This window comes from Actinocorallia libanotica, from assembly GCF_039525175.1.
Lineage (GTDB): Bacteria > Actinomycetota > Actinomycetes > Streptosporangiales > Streptosporangiaceae > Actinocorallia > Actinocorallia libanotica.
Genome location: NZ_BAAAHH010000011.1, coordinates 1 through 17,916 on the forward strand (window position 1 = coordinate 1; position 17,916 = coordinate 17,916).

20 protein-coding genes are annotated in these 17,916 nt (G+C 72.7%); 9 read left to right on the top strand and 11 right to left on the bottom strand.

Going from position 1 to position 17,916, the window contains the following annotated elements; genetic code table 11:
* Positions 1-161: 161 nt before the first annotated feature.
* Positions 162-1,034, top strand: a complete 873-nt coding sequence (locus tag ABD140_RS15385) for an alpha/beta fold hydrolase (protein ID WP_344241239.1) — start codon at positions 162-164, stop codon at positions 1,032-1,034.
* Between the two features lie 134 nt (positions 1,035-1,168).
* Entirely contained in the window at positions 1,169-2,077 is a 909-nt protein-coding gene (locus ABD140_RS15390) for an oxygenase MpaB family protein (RefSeq protein ID WP_344241241.1), read from the top strand.
* Here the strand turns inward: ABD140_RS15390 and ABD140_RS15395 are convergent.
* From ABD140_RS15395 to ABD140_RS15405, 3 genes are all read right to left on the bottom strand, one after another.
* Positions 2,064-2,960 carry a RecB family exonuclease gene (locus tag ABD140_RS15395; protein WP_344241243.1) on the bottom strand — a complete coding sequence of 299 codons (897 nt, stop codon included), beginning with the start codon at positions 2,958-2,960 and terminating at the stop codon, positions 2,064-2,066. The genes ABD140_RS15390 and ABD140_RS15395 overlap by 14 nt on opposite strands.
* 10 nt (positions 2,961-2,970) lie before the next feature.
* Positions 2,971-3,639, bottom strand: a complete 669-nt coding sequence (locus ABD140_RS15400; protein WP_344241245.1) for an MBL fold metallo-hydrolase — start codon at positions 3,637-3,639, stop codon at positions 2,971-2,973.
* Between the two features lie 114 nt (positions 3,640-3,753).
* A complete protein-coding gene (locus ABD140_RS15405) occupies positions 3,754-4,395 on the bottom strand; it encodes a DUF6758 family protein (RefSeq protein ID WP_344241247.1) in 642 nt (213 codons plus the stop codon).
* Between the two features lie 81 nt (positions 4,396-4,476).
* Between ABD140_RS15405 and ABD140_RS15410 the strand changes: the two genes are divergently transcribed.
* Both ABD140_RS15410 and ABD140_RS15415 read left to right on the top strand, forming a co-directional pair.
* On the top strand, positions 4,477-4,872 hold the full coding sequence (locus ABD140_RS15410; RefSeq protein WP_344241249.1) for an NUDIX hydrolase: 396 nt from the start codon (positions 4,477-4,479) through the stop codon (positions 4,870-4,872).
* Between the two features lie 58 nt (positions 4,873-4,930).
* Positions 4,931-5,704, top strand: a complete 774-nt coding sequence (locus ABD140_RS15415; RefSeq protein ID WP_344241251.1) for a hypothetical protein — start codon at positions 4,931-4,933, stop codon at positions 5,702-5,704.
* Here ABD140_RS15415 and ABD140_RS15420 read toward each other — a convergent pair.
* From ABD140_RS15420 to ABD140_RS15430, 3 genes are read right to left on the bottom strand one after another with little or no spacing between them, the layout of a single operon-like run.
* Positions 5,665-6,843: a hypothetical protein gene (locus ABD140_RS15420; protein ID WP_344241253.1), complete on the bottom strand. Its 1,179-nt coding sequence runs from the start codon at positions 6,841-6,843 to the stop codon at positions 5,665-5,667. The two genes, ABD140_RS15415 and ABD140_RS15420, sit on opposite strands and share 40 nt — an antisense overlap.
* Positions 6,844-6,867: 24 nt before the next feature.
* Positions 6,868-8,412, bottom strand: coding sequence for a CPBP family glutamic-type intramembrane protease (locus tag ABD140_RS15425; protein ID WP_344241255.1), 1,545 nt, complete (start codon positions 8,410-8,412; stop codon positions 6,868-6,870).
* 57 nt (positions 8,413-8,469) lie between these two features.
* On the bottom strand, positions 8,470-9,408 hold the full coding sequence (locus ABD140_RS15430) for an HpcH/HpaI aldolase/citrate lyase family protein (RefSeq protein WP_344241257.1): 939 nt from the start codon (positions 9,406-9,408) through the stop codon (positions 8,470-8,472).
* 79 nt (positions 9,409-9,487) lie between these two features.
* Between ABD140_RS15430 and ABD140_RS15435 the strand changes: the two genes are divergently transcribed.
* Genes ABD140_RS15435 through ABD140_RS15445 form a run of 3 tightly spaced genes read left to right on the top strand, consistent with a single transcriptional unit; the run spans position 9,488 to position 11,907 of the window.
* The gene (locus ABD140_RS15435; protein WP_344241259.1) at positions 9,488-10,021 is read left to right on the top strand and encodes a hypothetical protein; all 534 of its coding nucleotides are present in this window, start codon (positions 9,488-9,490) and stop codon (positions 10,019-10,021) included.
* A gap of 36 nt (positions 10,022-10,057) precedes the next feature.
* Positions 10,058-11,374 carry a magnesium transporter MgtE N-terminal domain-containing protein gene (locus ABD140_RS15440; RefSeq protein ID WP_344241261.1) on the top strand — a complete coding sequence of 439 codons (1,317 nt, stop codon included), beginning with the start codon at positions 10,058-10,060 and terminating at the stop codon, positions 11,372-11,374.
* Positions 11,371-11,907, top strand: a complete 537-nt coding sequence (locus ABD140_RS15445; protein WP_344241263.1) for a DUF1003 domain-containing protein — start codon at positions 11,371-11,373, stop codon at positions 11,905-11,907. Before ABD140_RS15440 ends, ABD140_RS15445 begins: the two co-directional genes overlap by 4 nt.
* Here ABD140_RS15445 and ABD140_RS15450 read toward each other — a convergent pair.
* Positions 11,883-12,371 carry a MarR family winged helix-turn-helix transcriptional regulator gene (locus ABD140_RS15450; protein WP_344241265.1) on the bottom strand — a complete coding sequence of 163 codons (489 nt, stop codon included), beginning with the start codon at positions 12,369-12,371 and terminating at the stop codon, positions 11,883-11,885. The two genes, ABD140_RS15445 and ABD140_RS15450, sit on opposite strands and share 25 nt — an antisense overlap.
* Before the next feature lie 137 nt (positions 12,372-12,508).
* Here ABD140_RS15450 and ABD140_RS15455 point away from each other — a divergent pair, with 137 nt between their 5' ends.
* Positions 12,509-13,645, top strand: a complete 1,137-nt coding sequence (locus ABD140_RS15455) for an Mrp/NBP35 family ATP-binding protein (protein ID WP_344241267.1) — start codon at positions 12,509-12,511, stop codon at positions 13,643-13,645.
* A gap of 123 nt (positions 13,646-13,768) precedes the next feature.
* Here ABD140_RS15455 and ABD140_RS15460 read toward each other — a convergent pair whose 3' ends face one another.
* The 4 genes from ABD140_RS15460 to sigE all read right to left on the bottom strand — a co-directional run bounded on the left by ABD140_RS15460 (position 13,769) and on the right by sigE (position 17,160).
* Entirely contained in the window at positions 13,769-14,140 is a 372-nt protein-coding gene (locus tag ABD140_RS15460; RefSeq protein ID WP_344241268.1) for a sec-independent translocase, read from the bottom strand.
* Between the two features lie 83 nt (positions 14,141-14,223).
* The gene (locus ABD140_RS15465; protein ID WP_344241271.1) at positions 14,224-15,843 is read right to left on the bottom strand and encodes a S1C family serine protease; all 1,620 of its coding nucleotides are present in this window, start codon (positions 15,841-15,843) and stop codon (positions 14,224-14,226) included.
* A gap of 112 nt (positions 15,844-15,955) precedes the next feature.
* The gene (locus ABD140_RS15470) at positions 15,956-16,555 is read right to left on the bottom strand and encodes an anti-sigma factor family protein (protein ID WP_344241273.1); all 600 of its coding nucleotides are present in this window, start codon (positions 16,553-16,555) and stop codon (positions 15,956-15,958) included.
* Positions 16,552-17,160 carry an RNA polymerase sigma factor SigE gene (gene sigE / locus ABD140_RS15475; RefSeq protein WP_106399562.1) on the bottom strand — a complete coding sequence of 203 codons (609 nt, stop codon included), beginning with the start codon at positions 17,158-17,160 and terminating at the stop codon, positions 16,552-16,554. Before sigE ends, ABD140_RS15470 begins: the two co-directional genes overlap by 4 nt.
* A gap of 130 nt (positions 17,161-17,290) precedes the next feature.
* Between sigE and ABD140_RS15480 the strand changes: the two genes are divergently transcribed.
* The gene (locus ABD140_RS15480) at positions 17,291-17,914 is read left to right on the top strand and encodes an O-methyltransferase (RefSeq protein ID WP_344241277.1); all 624 of its coding nucleotides are present in this window, start codon (positions 17,291-17,293) and stop codon (positions 17,912-17,914) included.
* The last annotated feature ends 2 nt before the right edge of the window (positions 17,915-17,916 follow it).

A 17,916-nucleotide genomic window follows, 5' to 3' on the forward strand; every position in this document is an offset into this window, starting at 1 on the left:
CGCCCAGCGCGGTGAGGCGGTCTGGGCAGTGAGTCACGCTGCCGACGACGCGGCCTGAACCACACCCGCCAGGTGTGATCAAGAGCTGCGAGCTCGGTCCTCCAGGACCGAGAAGCTGACGGTACCGGTTCGGTGTCCCACCGTTGGTAGGTTGTGACATCGTGAGCACGCCCCGGTTTCTGCAACTGCCCCCCGCCGTGCGCCGCACGACCGTGCGGACGCCCCGCGGGTCCTTCGCCGTCCTCGAGGCGCTGCCCGTGGGTGAGCCGGAGCGGCATCCGGCCTTGCTGGTGCCGGGCTTCACCGGCAGCAAGGAGGACTTCCTGGGGGTCCTGCAGACCCTCACGGGGGCGGGGCGCCGGGTGCTGGCGCTGGACATGCGCGGCCAGCACGACTCCCCGGGCTGCGACGATCCGTCCCGCTACCTGCTGCCCGAGCTCGGCGCCGACGTGGCGGAGATCCTCGTGGCGCTGGGCCCCGAACCGGTCCACCTGGTCGGCCACTCCTTCGGCGGCCTGGTGACCCGCGAGGCGGTGCTGGCCGAGCCCGCCATGGTCGCCTCCTACACCCTGATGGCGTCGGGTCCCGCCGCGATCGACGGGCCGAGCGCCCAGAAGGCGGCCGCGCTGCGCGACGCGCTCACCGGCGCGCTGAGCATGGAGCAGATCTGGCAGATCAAGCTCGGCCCGGACGCCCGCGCCGCGGGCTGGGCCGAGGAGATCATCGAGTTCCTGCGCCACCGCTACCTCAACAACTGCACCACCGGCCTGGTCACCATGGCCGGCGAGCTGCTGAGCGCCCCCGACCGGACCGCCGACCTGGCCAAGGCCGCCGACGACACCGACCTGCCGATCATGGTCCTGTACGGCGAGGACGACGACGCCTGGCTCCCCGAGACCCAGGCCGCCATGTCCGCCCGCCTGGAGGCCGCCCGCGTCGTCATCCCCGGCGCCGCCCACTCCCCCGCCTGGGAGGCGCCGGAGACCACCGCCCACGCCCTCACCGACTTCTGGAACTCCGCCGAACGCCGCTGACCCGGCCGCAGCCGCGCCCCCGTCCGCTCCCGCGGCCGGGGGCGCCGCCGTTTCCGCCCCCGTGGCGCCCCCCGCCGGACGGCCCGGTTCAGTAATGATACATTTACCAAAGTTTGTCTCACGGGAGGTGAGTGATGGCGGCTACGGTGATGGCTCCGGAGAGCGTGACCTGGCGGGTGCACATCGATCGGACCATGTGGGTGGGCGGGGTGCGCAGCCTGATGCTGCAGGCCCTGCACCCGATGGCGATGTGGGGGGTGTGGCAGAACTCCAACTTCCAGGAGGACCCGTTCGGGCGGCTCCAGCGGACCGCGGACTTCGTGGGCGTGGCGACGTTCGGCTCGCGCGAGGACATCGAACCCCTCGCCGCCAAGGTGCGGCAGATCCACCGCAGCCTGCGGATCCTCAACCACGACACCGGCAGGAAGGAGCGGCTCGACCAGCCCGAGTTCCTGCTGTGGGTGCACTGCGCCGAGGTCTTCTCCTACCTGGAGGCCGCGCGCAGGGGCGGGCTGCCGCTCACCGACAAGATGGCCGACCGGTACCTGGACGAGCAGCGCGAGGTGGCCACCCACGTCGGCCTGCACGCCGAGGACGTCCCGGCCACCGTGGCCGAGACCGAGGCCTACTTCCAGGAGATGCGGCCGAGGCTGCGGGTCACCGACGAGGCCCGCGAGACCGTCAAGTTCCTGCTGTGGCCGCGGATGCCGGAGAACCTGAAGTTCCTCGCCCCCGGCAAGCCCGCCTGGTTCCCCTTCGGCGCCCTGTGCTACTACACGCTCCCCCAGTGGGCGCGCGAGATGTACGGGCTGCTGCCGGAGGTGCCCCAGCCCGCGGTGACGGCCGCGCTGCGCTCGTTCCGGATGGCCATGAACTCCATCCCGGAGCCCGTGCACGACCTCGCGTTCATGAAGCCGACCCGCGAGATGCTCGAACGCAGCCGCCAGGCGCTGGCTGCGGAGGGCTACGACCTCGGCGGCGGGCTGATCGGGCTGCGCGACCCCCGGCGCTGGCCGTCCGCCAAGGTCCTCACTCCGGCCTGACGGGCGCCGCCGCGTCCTCACCGGCCAGGCCCGACCAGGGCTCCTTGGGCGCGGCGGCGGCCCTGCCCTCGGGGCAGTGCCGGGCGAAGTCGCACCAGCCGCACAGCGGCCCCGTGCGGGGCGGGAAGACCGCGTCGTACGGGGCGTGCTCGACCGCGCCGCCCGTCCGGCGCGGCGCCGGACCGCTCCGGTAGGCCTCGTCGGCGTCGGCGCACTCTTCGGCGACCGCCTCGGCCCGGCGCAGGTGCCGGGCCAGCGACTCCTCGGTGTGCTCCCACACCGCGACCGTCCGGGTCGGCAGGTGGTGCAGCTCGACCGTCCGGCAGGGGCGGCGCAGCACCCGCGCGGCCGCGACGGCGTACAGGGCCAGCGCCAGCGAGCTCCTGGCGTCCTCGGGGCCCAGGGGGCGGCGGCCCGTCTTGTAGTCGACGACCGCCAGCTCCGCGCCGCGGTGGTCCAGCCGGTCGATGCGGCCGGAGAACGCGATCACCTCGGTGCGGGTGGCCACGGTGCGCTCCACGCCCGCCGGCTCCCGCCGCGGGTCCAGGCCGGCCGCGTACTCCTCGACCATGATCCGTGCCCGTTCCCGCCACGCCCGTGACTGCTCGGCGTCGCGGAACCCGTCGGTCAGCCAGCCCCGGACCAGCAGCGCCCCCGCCGCCTGCGGCGTGCGCCCGGCCGGGGGCAGCCGCCAGTAGCCCGCGAGGGCGTTGTGGACCGCCGCGCCCACGCTGTTGTGCGCCCACGGCGACCCCTTGGAGGGCTGCGGCCGGTCCAGATACGTCATCCGGTACCGGCGCGGGCAGTCCAGCCAGGTGTTCAGCCGCGACGGGGTGCACGGGTAGAGCCGGCGCGGCATCCCCTCGAGACCCAGTTGCTCCACGGAGCGGGTGTCACTCCTCTTCGGCGGCGGTCTGCTGCAGCGAGTACCAGGACTCCCAGCGGTCGGCCTCCTCGCCGACCGTGGTCTCCTCGCCGCTGCCCGGCAGGACCCTGGTGTCGGCCGGAAGCTGGCCGAACTGGGCGGTGATGGAGTTCAGCTGGGTGTGCAGGTCGAGGTAGACCTCGCCGTAGGCGCCCGGGCGGCCGCGCCACAGGGTGCCGCCGGTGAGCAGGACGCCGTCGCTCTCGCCGTACAGCGAGATGCTGCCCGGGGTGAAGCCCGGGGTGTGCAGCACCTCCAGCTGGACACCGGCGATCTCGAAGGTGCCGCCCTCCTCCAGGTACTGGTCGGGCTCCAGGGAGCGCAGCTCCTCGTCGTCGGTGTCCTTGGCCAGGCGGCGGAAGTAGTCGCGCCACAGGCTCCGGTCGCCGCGGTGCAGCAGGATGGGGGCGTCGCCCCGCTCGTCGTCCGCCGAGACCTCCAGAACGGTGCTGACGACGTTGTCGCGCCCGTTCGTGCAGACCACGGCCATGACCTCGCGCCCGTCGACCGCCTTGAGGACGGCCTCGGCGTCGTTGGCCGGGTCGATCACGATGACGGCCTCGTCGTCGCCGATCACCCAGGTGTTCACCTCCTCGGTGAAGACCTCGTCGTCCACGGTCACGGGGCCACTGGTCACAATCTGTTCAATGCGCGCAGTCACCCGCGAAGCCTATCCTTCCTTGCCGAATGAACGCACGACCCGAGCGGAGACCGTGCGCGACAGAAAAACAATGCCCGTTCTGTACGGCCGTCACGTCCCCGGGAGCCCGTCCAGCCGGGGGCACGGCGCCCCGAAGGGCAGGTCGAGGTCCATGCCCGGCTCCCGCAGGTCGATGAACTGGAACTGGTCGGCCATCAGCGCCCCGGCCTCGGCGGGCCACAGCAGCGCCCACAGCCAGCGGCCCCTGGCCTCGCCCGCATACACGGCGAGTTCGGGCCCCGCGTCGACCGACCACAGCGGCACCGGCCTGCCCTCGGCGTGGACCTTGGCGTGGGCGGGACCGGTGTCGAACCCGGGGCCCGGGTCGGGGCCGCGCAGCCCGGCGAGCCGTGCGCCGAGCCCCACGCCCACCTCCTCGGCGATCAGCAGCAGGTCGGCGGGTCCGGCGGTCAGGCCGGGGCCCGACAGCGCCACCCCCGCGGCGCGGGCGCCGGTGTGCTCGTCCCCCGCGTGCAGGAAGCCGGTGACCAGCCAGCCCATCGGCAGCGGCCACGGCAGCCAGATCGGCACCCGGGCCCGGGCCCGCACCACCGCCAGACCCTCCTCGGACGGGCTGGCGGGCGGCTGGAGCGGCAGGACCGCACCGTGCACCGCGCAGGTCCAGTCGGTGGACCTGGCGTTCGGCGGCACGACGGTCCTCCCGCAGCGGGGGCAGGTGGGTTCCGGTCTCACGCTTACCCACAGTCGTAGTCAGAGGCCGTCAAGTCAAGGCGGAAGAGCCCATCAACTCCTCCAGGAGTCTTTACTGGAGGGATGTCCGAGGGACCGTACGGGAGGGCGCGCTGCGTGGGCGGCGTGGTGGTGCGCGGCGGCGAGCTGCTGATGGTCCTGCGGGGCCGCCCGCCCGGCGCCGGGCTGTGGTCGGTCCCCGGCGGGCGGGTGGAGCCGGGCGAGACCGACGCCGAGGCCGTGGTGCGGGAGCTGCGCGAGGAGACCGGCCTGGCGGTGGCCGCCGGCCCCCTCCTGGGCTCGGTGGAGCTCCCCGGTTTCGACGTCCACGACTACCTCTGCACCGTGACGGGCGGCGTCCTGGCGGCCGGGGACGACGCGGCGGACGTCCGCTGGGTGCCCCTGGCCGAGGTCGCGGACCTCGCGGTGACGTCCGGCCTCGTCGAAACGCTCCGTTCCTGGCAGGTCATACCCGAGTAAAATCGAGTTCCGCGGCCATACCGGCGCGGCACACCCGTCGTTCGAGGAGACGCCCCCCATGCAGCAGGTCGAGTTCCGGCTGGAAGAACGCCAGCGGAAGGTCTATCTGATCCTGGCCGCCCTCTGGGGCGTGATCGGAGTGCTGCGCCTCATCGACAGCGTCGGCAGCGCCCTGGTCGGCTTCGTCATCGCGGGCGTCATGGTCTTCTACTACTTCCAGTTCGCGAAGTTCGGCCTCACCCTGAGCCCGCAGGGCCTGACCATGAACGGCTGGCAGACCCGCACCCACGCCTGGTCGCAGATCCAGTCCGTGGAGAAGCAGAAGTGGTGGTTCCAGGACCGCGTGCTCGTCCGCCTCACCGACGGCACCAGCCGCCGCGCCTGGGCTCCCCTGCACTACTTCTCGATGCCCGACCCCGAGTTCGACCTCAAGCTCCAGGGCATCCAGCAGTGGCACACCCACTACGCCGGCCTCCCGCCCGTCCAGCAGCCCCAGCAGCCCTTCGGCCAGCCCCAGCAGCAGCCTTTCGGCGCCCCCCAGCAGGCGTTCGGCGCCCCCGCCCAGCAGCCCTTCGGCGGCCCCCAGCAGCCGTACGGCCAGCAGCCCTTCGGCGCCCCCGCCCAGCAGCCGCCCGCACCGCAGTACGGCCAGCAGCCTCCCTACCATCAGCAGCCGCAGCAGCCCTACGGCCAGCCCCCGGCTCCCGCCCAGCCCCAGTACGGCGGGCCGCAGCCCCAGCAGCCGTACGGCCAGCCCCAGCAGCAGCCCCGGCAGAACCCGGGCGAGTGGACTCAGGTCTTCGGCGCGGGCAACCCCAACCCCCCGGCCTGACCCGCCGCGGGCGGCGGTGTCACCACCGCGACGTCCATGAGCTGCCGCAGCCATAGGACGAACGGCGTGAAGAACACCAAACCCAACAGGGGTTCCCCTATCGAGTACAGGTACGGCATATCCGTCCCAGCCGGGTATTCGCCTGAGGCGATGTCGAAGACGTGCGTCAGCGCACCGCTGATCACCAGGAACGCGAGCACCGCCTCCACGCCCCCGGTCCTCACCACCAGCCAGCCGAGCAGGCAGAACCAGAAGAAGAGGAAGACGGCGGCTTTCGCCTCCTGCCCGTTGGAGAAGGCGAACGGGAGGTGCAGTGCGGCGCCGGCCGTGATCGCGGGCCAGGGTGTTCGCAGCGCCTTCCCCAGCAGTCCGGCGACCCCGCGGCGACGGCCCCCGTCAGCACGCTGCAGGGTGTGCGCGCCGACGGTCTGCATGATCCAGATTCGGTAGAGCTCCAAGACCACCCCTATGAGCACCGTCGCGGGCAGGCTCTCCAGCAGGGGCCTTCGGAAGCTCTCCCACGAGTGCCACGGCGGGAGCGGCGGCTCGTCCGTGAAGGCCCCCTTCAGCACCGCGCTCATCGCGAAGCCGAGGATGACGCACTCGACCGCCAGCACCGTGCACGCCGCCAGCCAGCGCCAGCGGATCCGGCCCAGCACCGAGAGCAGGGTCCCCCAAGGTCGCTGGGAGACCAGCCGCACCACGAGAAACGGGACGGGGAGCAGCACGGCGGTGAAGACCGTTCTCGTCGCCCATTCCGCAGTACTGCTGATCTCGGTGCCGCTCGAGGAGAACAGCACCCATTCTCCGGTCGCCGCCCAGAGCACCACTCCCATGAGCAACGCCCCCGTGAGGAAGGTACCGGCCAGCACGGCGACGAACGCGAACGACTCCATGGGAAGCCGCCACCACCTGTGCAGCGCCGTCCTGCCCATCTGGTGGAACGGAGTGCCCGGCGGGGGCGACGCCACGCGCGCCCGGGCGGTCACCGGGACCGCGGGTCCGGGAGGCGGCGGGTGGGCCGCGCCCGGGTATTCCCGAGGGGGTTCTGGAGGCGGGCGCGGCGGCAGGAACTGCGGGCGGAGGGCTCCCGGAGGGTCCCGGCGCGTGACGGTGGGATCGTCGGAGGACGGGGGCATGCGCCGAAGGCTAGGACTTGTTGATCACTCCGGTGTCACGGCGGCGATGTTCATGCGGCGGCGGAGCCACAGGATGAGAAGGACGAAGACAATCAGAGGCGGCATGTCGGACAGGAGGTAGTACCAGGGGGCGGCGCCCTGCTGGAGGGAGTCCTCCAGGTCGCCGGCGGCGGCGGTGACGCCGAAGGCCAGCAGGTTGTTGAGGACGTGCAGGGCGATGGGCGCCTCCAGGCCGCCGGTCTTGACGGCCAGCCAGCCGCAGGCCACCGCCCAGATGAAGATGTCGACCATCGCCCAGGTGCGGTAGCCGTGCCCGGCGACGAAGAGGGCGCTGCTGATGAGGATGGCGGGCCACGGCGTGCCGAAGACCCGGCCCAGGGCGCGGGTGAGGGCGTTGCGGTAGGAGCCGTCGGGGCGGCGCAGGGTGCAGCCGCCGACCGCCTGGAGCACCCAGCCGCGGAAGACGAACTCCTCGGCGGCGGACTGGAACGGCACCAGCAGGAGGATCACCAGGGCCGGGGCCCAGAAGACGCTCCAGCCCGCCCACTCCAGCAGGGGCTCGCCGTCGGTGAAGACCGCCGTCACGATCATGCCGGTCACCAGGGAGACCGCCACGTAGGCCAGGGCGGCCAGCGCGCACACGCCCAGCCAGCGCCAGCGCATCCGGCCCACCACCGAGATCACCGTGCCCATCGGGCGGCGGGAGAAGATCCACGCCGCCAGCGGGACCAGCGGGAGCAGCACGCCGAGCAGGACGAGTTGGAGGGCGAGGTCCTCCAGCGGCCCGCCGACCAGCTGGTCGCCGCCCTCCACGGGTTCGGGCAGCTCCCCGGTGACCAGGGCGTGCCCCGCCATCCAGCCGACGAACACCACGAGGATCAGGAAGACGACGCCCCCCGCCAGGGCGGACGTCCCCAGCAGCGGCCGCCACCAGCGGTGCCGCTCGGTGCGGTCCTGCTGGTGGAACGGGGTTCCCGGCGGCGCGGCCACGACCCTGGAGGGCCGCGGCGCGGCGTACCCGTAGGGCGACCCGGGAACGGCGTACCCGGGCGTCGGATACCCGCCATGGGGACCGTACGCCTGCCCGGACGGCGCGGTCTGCTGCCCCTGCCAGCCGTATCCGGGCTGGCCCTGCGGCGGATACCCGGGCTGACCCGGTTGCCCGTACCCGGGCTGCCCCTGCGGCGGATACCCGGGCTGGCCTTGCGGCAGATACCCGGGCCAGCCCTGCGAGGCGGATCCCGGCGGCGCCTGCGGGGCGTCATGGCCCGGGTGCCCCTGGAACGGCCCGGTGGAGGGCCCGGCGCCGGGCGCCACCTGGCCCGGCAGCAGGTACCCGGGGGCGTTCGGGGACGCCCCGGGGCCGGCCGGAGGAGGCTGCTCCTCGTGGCGCACCGGGTAGGTGTGCTCGGCGGGCCAGGACGCCTGGGGCTGCGGCGGGGCGAAGGCGGGCCGTCCGGAGTCCGGCGGCTGCCAGGGCGGCTGGGACTCCTCGCGGGCGTCCTCGGCCGGCCGGTCTCCACCCGGCTCGTCCGGTTCCGAAGGCGGGGTTGCGGGTGGCGGCTCCATGGGAGGAGCCTACGCACCGGGGCCGTCCCCCAAACCGGGAAGCCCCGGATCAGCCCCTCAGGGCGCCTCGAAGCGCCGCGTGCGGGCGAGGCCCGCCGCACGTCCCTTGGCCGCGACGACCAGCGCCATCTTCCGCGACGCCTCGTCGATCATCTCGTCGCCCAGCATCGCCGCGCCGCGCTTCTCGACCGTCGTGTAGTAGTCGTAGGCCTCGAGGATCAGCTCGGCGTGGTCGTAGTCCTCCTGCGCGGGGGAGAACACCTCGTTGCCCGCGTCGATCTGCGACGGGTGCAGCACCCACTTGCCGTCGTAGCCCAGCGCCGCCGTCCGCCGCGCCGCGCGGGTGAACGCCTCGGTGTCGCGGACGTTGAAGTAAGGCCCGTCGACGGCCTGCAGCCCGTAGGCGCGGCAGGCCATGAGGATGCGCATGTAGATGTAGTGGTAGGCGTCGCCCTCGGTGTAGCCGGGGGGCTGCTCCCCCACCACCAGCGTCTTCATGTTGATGGACGCCATGAAGTCGCCCGGCCCGAACACGAGGGTCTCCAGCCGCGGCGAGGACGCGGCGATGGCGTCCACCTCGATGAGGCCGCGGGCGTCCTCGATCTGCGCCTCGATGCCGATCCCGCCGACCGGGAGCCCGTTGGCGCGCTCGATCTGGGTGAGCAGCGTGTCCAGCCACCGCACGTCCGCCGGGGTGCTCACCTTGGGCAGCATCACGCAGTCCAGCCGCTCGCCCGCGCCCTCGACGACCTCGATGACGTCGCGGTACGTCCACTCGGTGTCGAGCGCGTTGACCCGCACGACCCGCACCTTGCTCCCCCAGTCGCCCTGGTTCAGCGCCTCCACGACGAGCTTGCGCGCGTCGGCCTTGGCGTCGACGGCGACGGCGTCCTCCAGGTCGAGGAAGATCTCGTCGGCGGGGAGGCCCTGCGCCTTCTCGATGAAGCGCGGGTTGCTGCCGGGCACGGCCAGGGTGGTACGTCGCGAGCGCTGCATGGCCCGGAGACTACCGAGCCGCCGATCACCGCGTGATGCCGGGTTCTCCCGCGGCCCGCCGGGCCGTCATGATGGGCCTATGACCGAAGCGTTGGTGGACGAGGCGATGAAGAAGTCCGGTCTGGTGTGGATCGCCCTTCCCGACGGCTCCCGCCCCCGTCCGGCCTGGCACGTGTGGCACGGCGGCGCGGCCTACGTCCTGACCGGCGGCGCCGGGGAGCAGCCGCTGCCGGGGCTGCCGGAGGCCGACCGGATCACCGTCATCGTGCGCAGCAAGGACAAGGGCGGCCGGCTGGTGTCGTGGCGGGCCGCGGTCGAGGAGGTGCCCGCGGGCACCGAGGGGTGGGACGAGGTGGCGCCGCTGCTGTTCAAGGAGCGGCTGAACGCCCGGCCGCAGCCGGACGAGGCGCTCGAGGAGGGCGCCGCCTACACCCCGGTCCCCCGCTGGGCCAGGGAGGCGTACCTGATGAGGCTCACCCCCACCGGCCTGTACCCGGAGGTCCCCGGCGAGTACGAGCCGTACGCCGCGGTGCGCCCGGTGCCGAATCCGGCGGTGAACCCGGTGCGGAAACCGTTCATGTGGGGTGGCAAACGTCGCAAAGCAGACCTTTGACGTTGGTGTGCTCCGATCTTGGGTAACGTCGAGAGCATGAGTTCGGGGCCGTCAAGGGTGTTCATCGCACGGCTCGCCGGGATCGCCGTCTTCGACCCCGCGGGCGACCAGGTCGGCCGGGTCCGCGACGTGGTCGTCGCGCTGTGGTCGGGCACCGGCCGCCCGCGGGTGCTCGGCCTGGTGGTGGACGTCCCGCCGCGCCGCGCCGTCTTCCTGCCGATCACCCGGGTCACCGCGTTCGACGCCAAGGCCGTCATCTTCAACGGGCGGCTCAACATGCGCCGCTTCTCCCAGCGGCCCGCCGAGACCCTGGCCATCGCCGAGATGCTCGACCGGCACGTCCGCGGCGAGGACGGCGTGGAGTACGTCGTCATCGACGTCGGCATGGAACCGGTGCGCGGCCGGGAGTGGCGCATCACCAAGGTCGCCGTCCAGCGGCCCTCCCGCCTGCGCCGGGGCGGCTCCGTCCGCCGCCGCAGGGGCGAGACGCTGGTCCTGGACTGGGACGAGATCAGCGGCCTGCACGTGGCCGCCGAGCAGCAGGGCGCCGTCGGCCTGATCAACGCCTTCGAGCGGCTGAAGCCCGCCGACCTGGCCAGCGTCATCCACGAGCTGTCGCCCAAGCGCCGCGGCGAGGTGGCCGCCGCCCTGGACGACGAGCGGCTCGCCGACATCCTGGAGGAGCTGCCCGAGGACGACCAGGTGGAGATCCTCGGCAAGCTCGACGTCGACCGCGCCGCCGACGTGCTGGAGGCGATGGGCCCCGACGACGCCGCCGACCTGCTGGGCGAGCTGCCGCCCGAACAGCGCGAGCGGCTGCTGGCCCTGATGGAGCCCGAGGAGGCCGAGCCGGTGCGGCGGCTGCTGAGCTACGCCGACGACACCGCGGGCGGCCTGATGACCACCGAGCCGGTGATCCTGCAGCCCGACGCCACGGTCGCCGAGGCCCTCGCCCAGATCCGCAACCCCGACCTCAACCCGGCGCTGGCCGCGCAGGTGTACGTCTGCCGTCCGCCCACCGAGACGCCGACCGGCCACTACCTGGGCACCGTGCACTTCCAGCGGCTGCTGCGCGACCCGCCGTCCACGATGATCGGCGAGATCGTCGACGCGGCGCTGTCCCCGCTGCGCCCGTCGATGTCGCTGCAGACCGTGGCCGGGCACCTGGCCACCTACAACCTCGTCTCGGCGGCCGTCGTGGACGAGGACGGCCACATGATCGGCGCGGTCACCATCGACGACGTGCTCGACCACCTGCTGCCCGCCGACTGGCGCGACACCGCCATGGACGCCGAGGAGGGGGCCGCCGAGCCGTTCGACACCGAGACCGAGTCGCTGCGGGGCGGCCGATGACCTCTCCCCGGCCCCGCCTGGACCAGCCGCGCGAGGTCCGCCGCCGCTTCTCCCGCCCCCGCTACGACCCCGAGATCTTCGGCGAGGCCTCCGAGCGGATCGCCCGCTTCCTGGGCACGGCGCGGTTCCTGGTCTACATGACGGTCTTCGTCACCCTCTGGCTCTCGTGGAACTTCCTGGCCCCGGCGGCGTGGCGGTTCGACCCCTACCCGTTCATCTTCCTGACCCTGATGCTCTCGCTCCAGGCCTCCTACGCCGCCCCGCTGATCCTGCTGGCGCAGAACCGGCAGGACGACCGGGACCGGGTGCAGTACGAGCAGGACCGCAGGCAGGCCGAGCGCACGATGGCCGACACCGAGTACCTGACCAGGGAGATCGCCGGGCTGCGCATGGCGCTCGGCGAGGTGGCCACCCGCGACTTCCTGCGGTCGGAGCTGCAGCAGCTGCTGAAGGAGCTGGAGGGGGCGCGGGGCGAGGAGCCCGGCGGGCCGGACGGGCGGGGGCGGCCTCAGGCCGACAGCGCCACCGGCTGATCGTCCTCGGAGAGCTTGTGCAGCAGCACCGTGAACTGGTTCTTCTCCGCCGCGTCCAGCCTGCCCAGCAGGTGCTCGCGGATGCCGCGGTGGTAGGTGGCGGTGGCCTCCCGCAGCCGCTCCCTGCCCTGCAGGGTCAGCACGGCGAACAGCCCCCGCGCGTCGCTGGCGCAGCTCTCGCGGCGGACCAGCCCGTCCCGCTGCAGCCGGTCGACCAGCCGGGTCAGGCCGCTGCGCGACAGCAGGACCCGGTCGGCCAGGTCGTTCATGCGCAGCCTGCCGTCCGGCTGCTCGCCCAGGTGCTGGAGCACGTCGTAGGAGCCGAGCGCGAGGTCGTGTTCGGCCAGCAGGTCCTGGTGCAGGTGGCGGGAGATGCGGACCTGCGCCCGCAGGAGGACGCGCCAGACCGCGAGTTCCTCTGCCGACATCGTCGTCGTTGCGGGGAGAGCGCTCACGTCAGTCACGCAAACGATCGTAAAACGCCAGGTCTACCGGGGTGATTGACTTCGATGACGTTTGCGAAACGTTGCACGGCCCGGCGCGGAAAGGATCTACCGGCCCCGCGTTCGCCGCGGGGCCGAACGTTCCATACCATGGACGCATGGCCTCCCCTTTGACGACCGAGCAGGTGACCGCGGCTCTCGCCACGGTCAACGACCCGGAGATCCGCCGTCCGATCACCGACCTCGGCATGGTCAAGAACATCGAGATCGCCGCGGACGGCGCGGTCACCGTGGGCGTCTACCTGACCGTGGCCGGCTGCCCCATGCGCGACCGGATCACCAAGGACGTGACCGAGGCGGTCACCCGGGCCGGCGCGCCGTCGGTACGGGTGGAGCTCGACGTCATGAACGACGAGCAGCGCAAGGCGCTGCAGGAGACCCTGCGCGGCGGGCAGCCCGCCAAGGAGATCCCCTTCGCCAAGCCCAGCTCGCTCACCAAGGTCTACGCGGTGGCCAGCGGCAAGGGCGGCGTCGGCAAGTCCTCCGTCACGGTCAACCTCGCCGCGGCCTTCGCCGCGCTGGGCCGCAAGGTCGGCGTCGTGGACGCCGACATCTACGGCCACTCCGTGCCCCGCATGCTGGGCGTGGACGGTCGGCCCACCAAGGTCGAGGACATGATCATGCCTCCGTCGGCGCACGACGTGAAGGTGATCTCGGTCGGCATGTTCACCGCGGGCAACCAGCCGGTGGTCTGGCGCGGCCCGATGCTGCACCGCGCGCTGCAGCAGTTCCTCGCCGACGTCTACTGGGGCGACCTGGACATCCTGCTGATGGACCTGCCGCCCGGCACCGGCGACATCGCCATCTCCGTGGCCCAGCTGCTGCCGTCCGCGGACATCCTGGTGGTCACCACCCCGCAGCAGGCCGCCGCCGAGGTCGCCGAGCGGGCCGGCGCGATCGCCGCCCAGACCCACCAGCAGGTGGCGGGCGTCATCGAGAACATGTCGTACCACCTGTGCGACCACTGCGGCGAGAAGCAGTTCATCTTCGGCGAGGGCGGCGGCCAGACCGTCGCCGACGAGCTGACCCGCACCCTGGGCGCCCGCGTGCCGCTGCTGGGCCAGGTCCCGCTCGACACCCGCCTGCGCGAGGGCGGCGACGCCGGCAAGCCCCTGGTCCTGTCCGACCCGGACGCCCCCGCCGCCGCCGAGCTCCGCAAGATCGCCGAGAACCTCGCGGGCCGCAGCCGCGGCCTCCTCGGCCGCCAGCTGAGCGTCACCCCGGCCGGCCGCTGACCCCGCACCGCTCCGAACACGAAGATCCCGCGCCCCTCGGGGGCGCGGGATCTTCTTCGTCGTGTGCCGCCTCGCGGACGAGGACCCGAGCGGCCTGTCGCGTGCCGCCTCGCGGCGGAGGACTCAGGTGGCCTCGTCGTCGAACGGGGGCCGTTCGTCCTGGGCGAGCATCTGGGAGCGGCTGAGGCCCGGGGGGCCCGCCGGCTCGTCGAGGTCGTCGAGCTCCGCGTGGAACTTGCGCACGCCCAGGGGGTCCTCGTCGTCCTCGAACAGGTGCTTGCGCACGAAGGACTTGGGGTTGAGGTCGCGCGGGTCGAAGTCCTTGAACTCCGGGCCGAGCCCCTCGCGCAGGTCCGTCTGCGCGGACTGCGCCATCTGGCGGAGCTGGCGCAGGGTGCGACCGGCCTGCTGCGCCACCGTGGGGAGCTTCTCCCCGAAGATGACCAGGGCCAGGATCGCCAGGACCAGTGCCTCGAAGAGCCCAATGTCGAACAACTGCGCCTCCATGGACAGGGAGGCCGGGATCGGTCCCGGCCTCCCTTAGGGTATCCGCCGCCCTAGAGCTGACAAGTCGCTGGTCAGCCCTGACCCAAGGTCACGTCGACCGTCTTCTCCTGGCCGCCGCGGCGATAGGTGATCTTCACCTTGTCGCCCGGGGCGTGCGAGGTGATCACCACGATCAGCGACTCGGTGGAGTTGATCACCTTGTCGTTGACCTTGAGGATGACGTCGCCGGACTTCAGGCCCGCCTTGTCGGCGGGGCCGCCCTTGATGACGCCCTGGTCGCCCTTGAGGATCTGCACGCCGTCGCCGACGTAGGTGCGGTCCATGCTGATGCCGATCACGGTCTTCTTGACCGTGCCGCCCTGGATCAGGGTCTCGGCGACCTGGCGGACCTTGTTGCTGGGGATGGCGAAGCCCAGGCCGATGCTGCCGCTCTCCCCGCCGCCGCCGCCGAGGCTGGCGATCGCGGTGTTCACGCCGATCACCCGGCCGCTGGAGATGTCCAGCAGCGGGCCGCCGGAGTTGCCGGGGTTGATCGCCGCGTCGGTCTGCAGCGCGGTGATCATGCTGGCCTCGGCGCCGCCCTCGCTCTGGGTGGGCACCACGCGGTCCTTGGCCGAGATGATGCCGGTGGTCACCGAGCCGGTCAGGCCCAGCGGCGAGCCGATCGCCATCACCTGGTCGCCGACGGCCAGCGCGTCGGAGTCCCCCAGCTCCAGCGGGGGGAGCCCGTGGTCGCCCTGGGTCTTGAGCACCGCCACGTCGTTCTCCGCGGAGCTGCCGACCACGGTGGCCGGCAGCTGCTTCTCGTCGTTGGTGACGAGCGTGACGCTGGAGGGCTGGCCGAGCCCCCCGGCGGAGACCACGTGGTAGTTGGTGATGATGTAGCCGCCCTCGACGACGAAGCCCGTGCCCGAGCTGCCCTCGCCGTTGCCCATGCTGACCTTGACCGTCACCACGCTGGGCAGCACCCGCTGGGCGATGCCCGCCACGGAGTCGGGGTCGCGCACCTGGGCGTGCTCGCCGCCGTCGCCGCCCAGGGAGACCCTGGGGGATCCGTCGCTGCTGGTCAGCCCCACGACGGCCGCGCCGACCGAGCCGGCCACCAGCGCGATCACCAGCGCGACGACGGCCAGGAGGCCGAGGCTGGGCGAGCGCTTGGGCACAGGCGGCGGACCGGGCACCGGCGCCCAGTTGGGGCTGCCGGGACCGGAGGGGCCGCCCTGGCCCGGGATCGGCGGCTGCCCGCCCATACCGGGGACGAGCAGCGGAGGCTGCTGCGGCGGCGGGGGCGGGGGCTGGGAGCCCGGCCAGAAGGCGCCCTGCTGGTGCGGGGCGAACCCCGGCCGCTGGTCTGCGTAGGGGGCCGGCTCCCCGTAAGGGGGCGGGACGTCCTGGTAGGGCGGCGGGGGGACGTTCTCGGGCTCCCGGAAGGAGTCCGGCTGGGCGAAGTTCGGCTGGGGTTCGGACTTCTGCTGCTGCGGCAGCGGCTGTCCCCCCGAATGCCACTGCGACTGGGCGCCGTCCTGCTGCTGGGCCTGCATGCCGTCCAGCATGGTGGCGGCGGGGGCGGCGGCCTGGGCGGCCTCACGGGAGACCACCAGCCTGTCCGCCGGCGGCTCGGCCGGCGCGTCCGGGGGAGTGAACCCCGGTTCCCCCGGCGACTCCACCGAGCCTCGGCTTTCCTCCGTCATTACCCCACTCCTTGACGAGCCTGAGTTGTACGGGCTTATCGTGGCCCGCCCGCCATGTGCTTGCCGTAAGCACCTTAAACGCTAGGCCGGGATAATGCCGAAAGCAGGGAGATCAGCGTTTCTGTTCCTCCTGGCGGCGGGGCAGCCGCACCTGGGAGACGCCTCCATTGTGCACCGAGCTCTGGCTCCAGCTGGGCGACACCTTGGGCACCCGCGCGTTGCCGGTGTTCACGTACGGTGCCGAGCCCGCGCCCAGCGCCGCCAGGGTGGCCGCGCCCGCCACGAGGTAGCGCGCCCGCGGCAGCCGCCGCCGGGGGGCGGCCTGGCGCCGGTCCCGCGCCGGACGGCCGTCCGGGGGCCTGCGGTAGCGGGAGGCGTCGGCCCTGCCGTCGCCCGGCCCGTCCAGCCGGTGCAGGCGGCGCATCAGCTCGTCGCCCGGAACCGGACCATCCATTTTGACCTGAGGTGGCCAGAGAAGGTCGTTCTTCGGCGAGTCGGGCGGAGTCTCCCCCATCGCGTAGAGACGGCCCAGCAGGTCGCCCCCGACGGGGTGCTCCTTGAGCGCGTACAGCCGGCGCTTGAGGCGGCGCAGCGCCTCGGCCTCGGCGCGGCAGCCGTCGCAGCCCGCCAGGTGGGCCAGCGCCCGGTCCCGGCCGTCATGGTCGAGCTCGCCGTCGACCAGGGCGGTCAGACGGTCGCCAAGGCAGCTCACTGGGTGATCCCTTTCCTCTTCTCCGCGGGAGCACGATGGGCCAGGGCGGCGCGCAGCTGGCCGCGCCCCCGGTGGATGCGGCTGCGGACGGTGCCGAGCTTCACCCCGAGCGTCGCGGCGATCTCCTCGTACGACAGGCCCTCGATGTCGCACAGCACGACGGCCGCGCGGTAGTCGGGCGCCAGGGCGTCGAGTGCCGCCTGGACGTCGTCGTCGAAGTTGGTGTCCTCGTACACCTGGGCGGGCGTCTTCTCCCGGCCGGGCAGCCGGTCGGCCGCGTCGTCGGCGAGGTTCTCGAAGCGGATGCGCTGCTTGCGGCGCGCGGAGTCGAGGAAGAGGTTGGTCGTGATCCGGTGCAGCCAGCCCTCGAACGTGCCGGGCGTGTAGTTGGCCAGCGAGCGGAAGACCCGCACGAAGACCTCCTGGGTGAGGTCCTCGGCGTCGTGCTGGTTGCCGGTCAGGCGGTAGGCCAGCCGGTAGACCCGCGCGGAGTGGTCGCGGACGACCTGGTCCCACGAAGGCGGCGACCACTGTGCCGCCGGGGCGTTCTCCCTGCCGACGACCCCTCCGGCCGCGCCCTGAAATGGAACCGCTGAGACAGACATGGTGTCTCAGATCACCCTTTCCTCTTCCGCGCCGAGGGAGCATCGTTTCCTTCGGCTGGTGTTTTTTAGAACGTCGCGGACCGCCATGACGTTCCCGGTCGGCGCTATCGTTTTGCCCCCGGAGGGTTATGTGACACGGGAGGCGGCCATCAACGAGGTGCAGACCTACGGGGAGTGGTTCTCCCCGGAGGATGAGCCGCTGCGCGAGGCCCGGCGGCTGGGCGAGGAGTTCGGCGCCGATCCGGTCGGGGCGGACGGCGGCGCGGCGCTGCGGTTCGTCGCCTCCCTGATCAGGGCCAGGACCGTCGTCGAGATCGGCTCCGGGTGCGGCGTGTCGGGCATCTGGCTGCTGCGCGGCATGCACCCCCAGGGCGTCCTGACCAGCGTGGACGTCGAGCCGGAGAACCAGCGGCTGGCCAAGCTCGCCTACGCCGACGCCGGGTTCGCCGCCTCCCGCACCCGGATGATCAGCGGCCGGGCGCTGGACGTCCTGCCCCGGCTCACCGACGGCGCCTACGACCTGGTGTTCTGCGACGCGCTGCCGCGCGAGTACCCCGAGTACCTGGCCGCCGCCGTGCGCCTGCTGCGGCCGGGCGGCGTGGTGGCCTTCGACGACGCCCTCACCCCCCTGGCCGACCCGGCGGACGCCCGCGGCGTGCGGGCGACGGCGCGGCTCGTCGCCGAGGACGAGGGCCTCATCCCGTTGTTCCTGCCGCTCGGGGACGGCCTGCTCGTCGCACAGAAGCGAGGTTGACC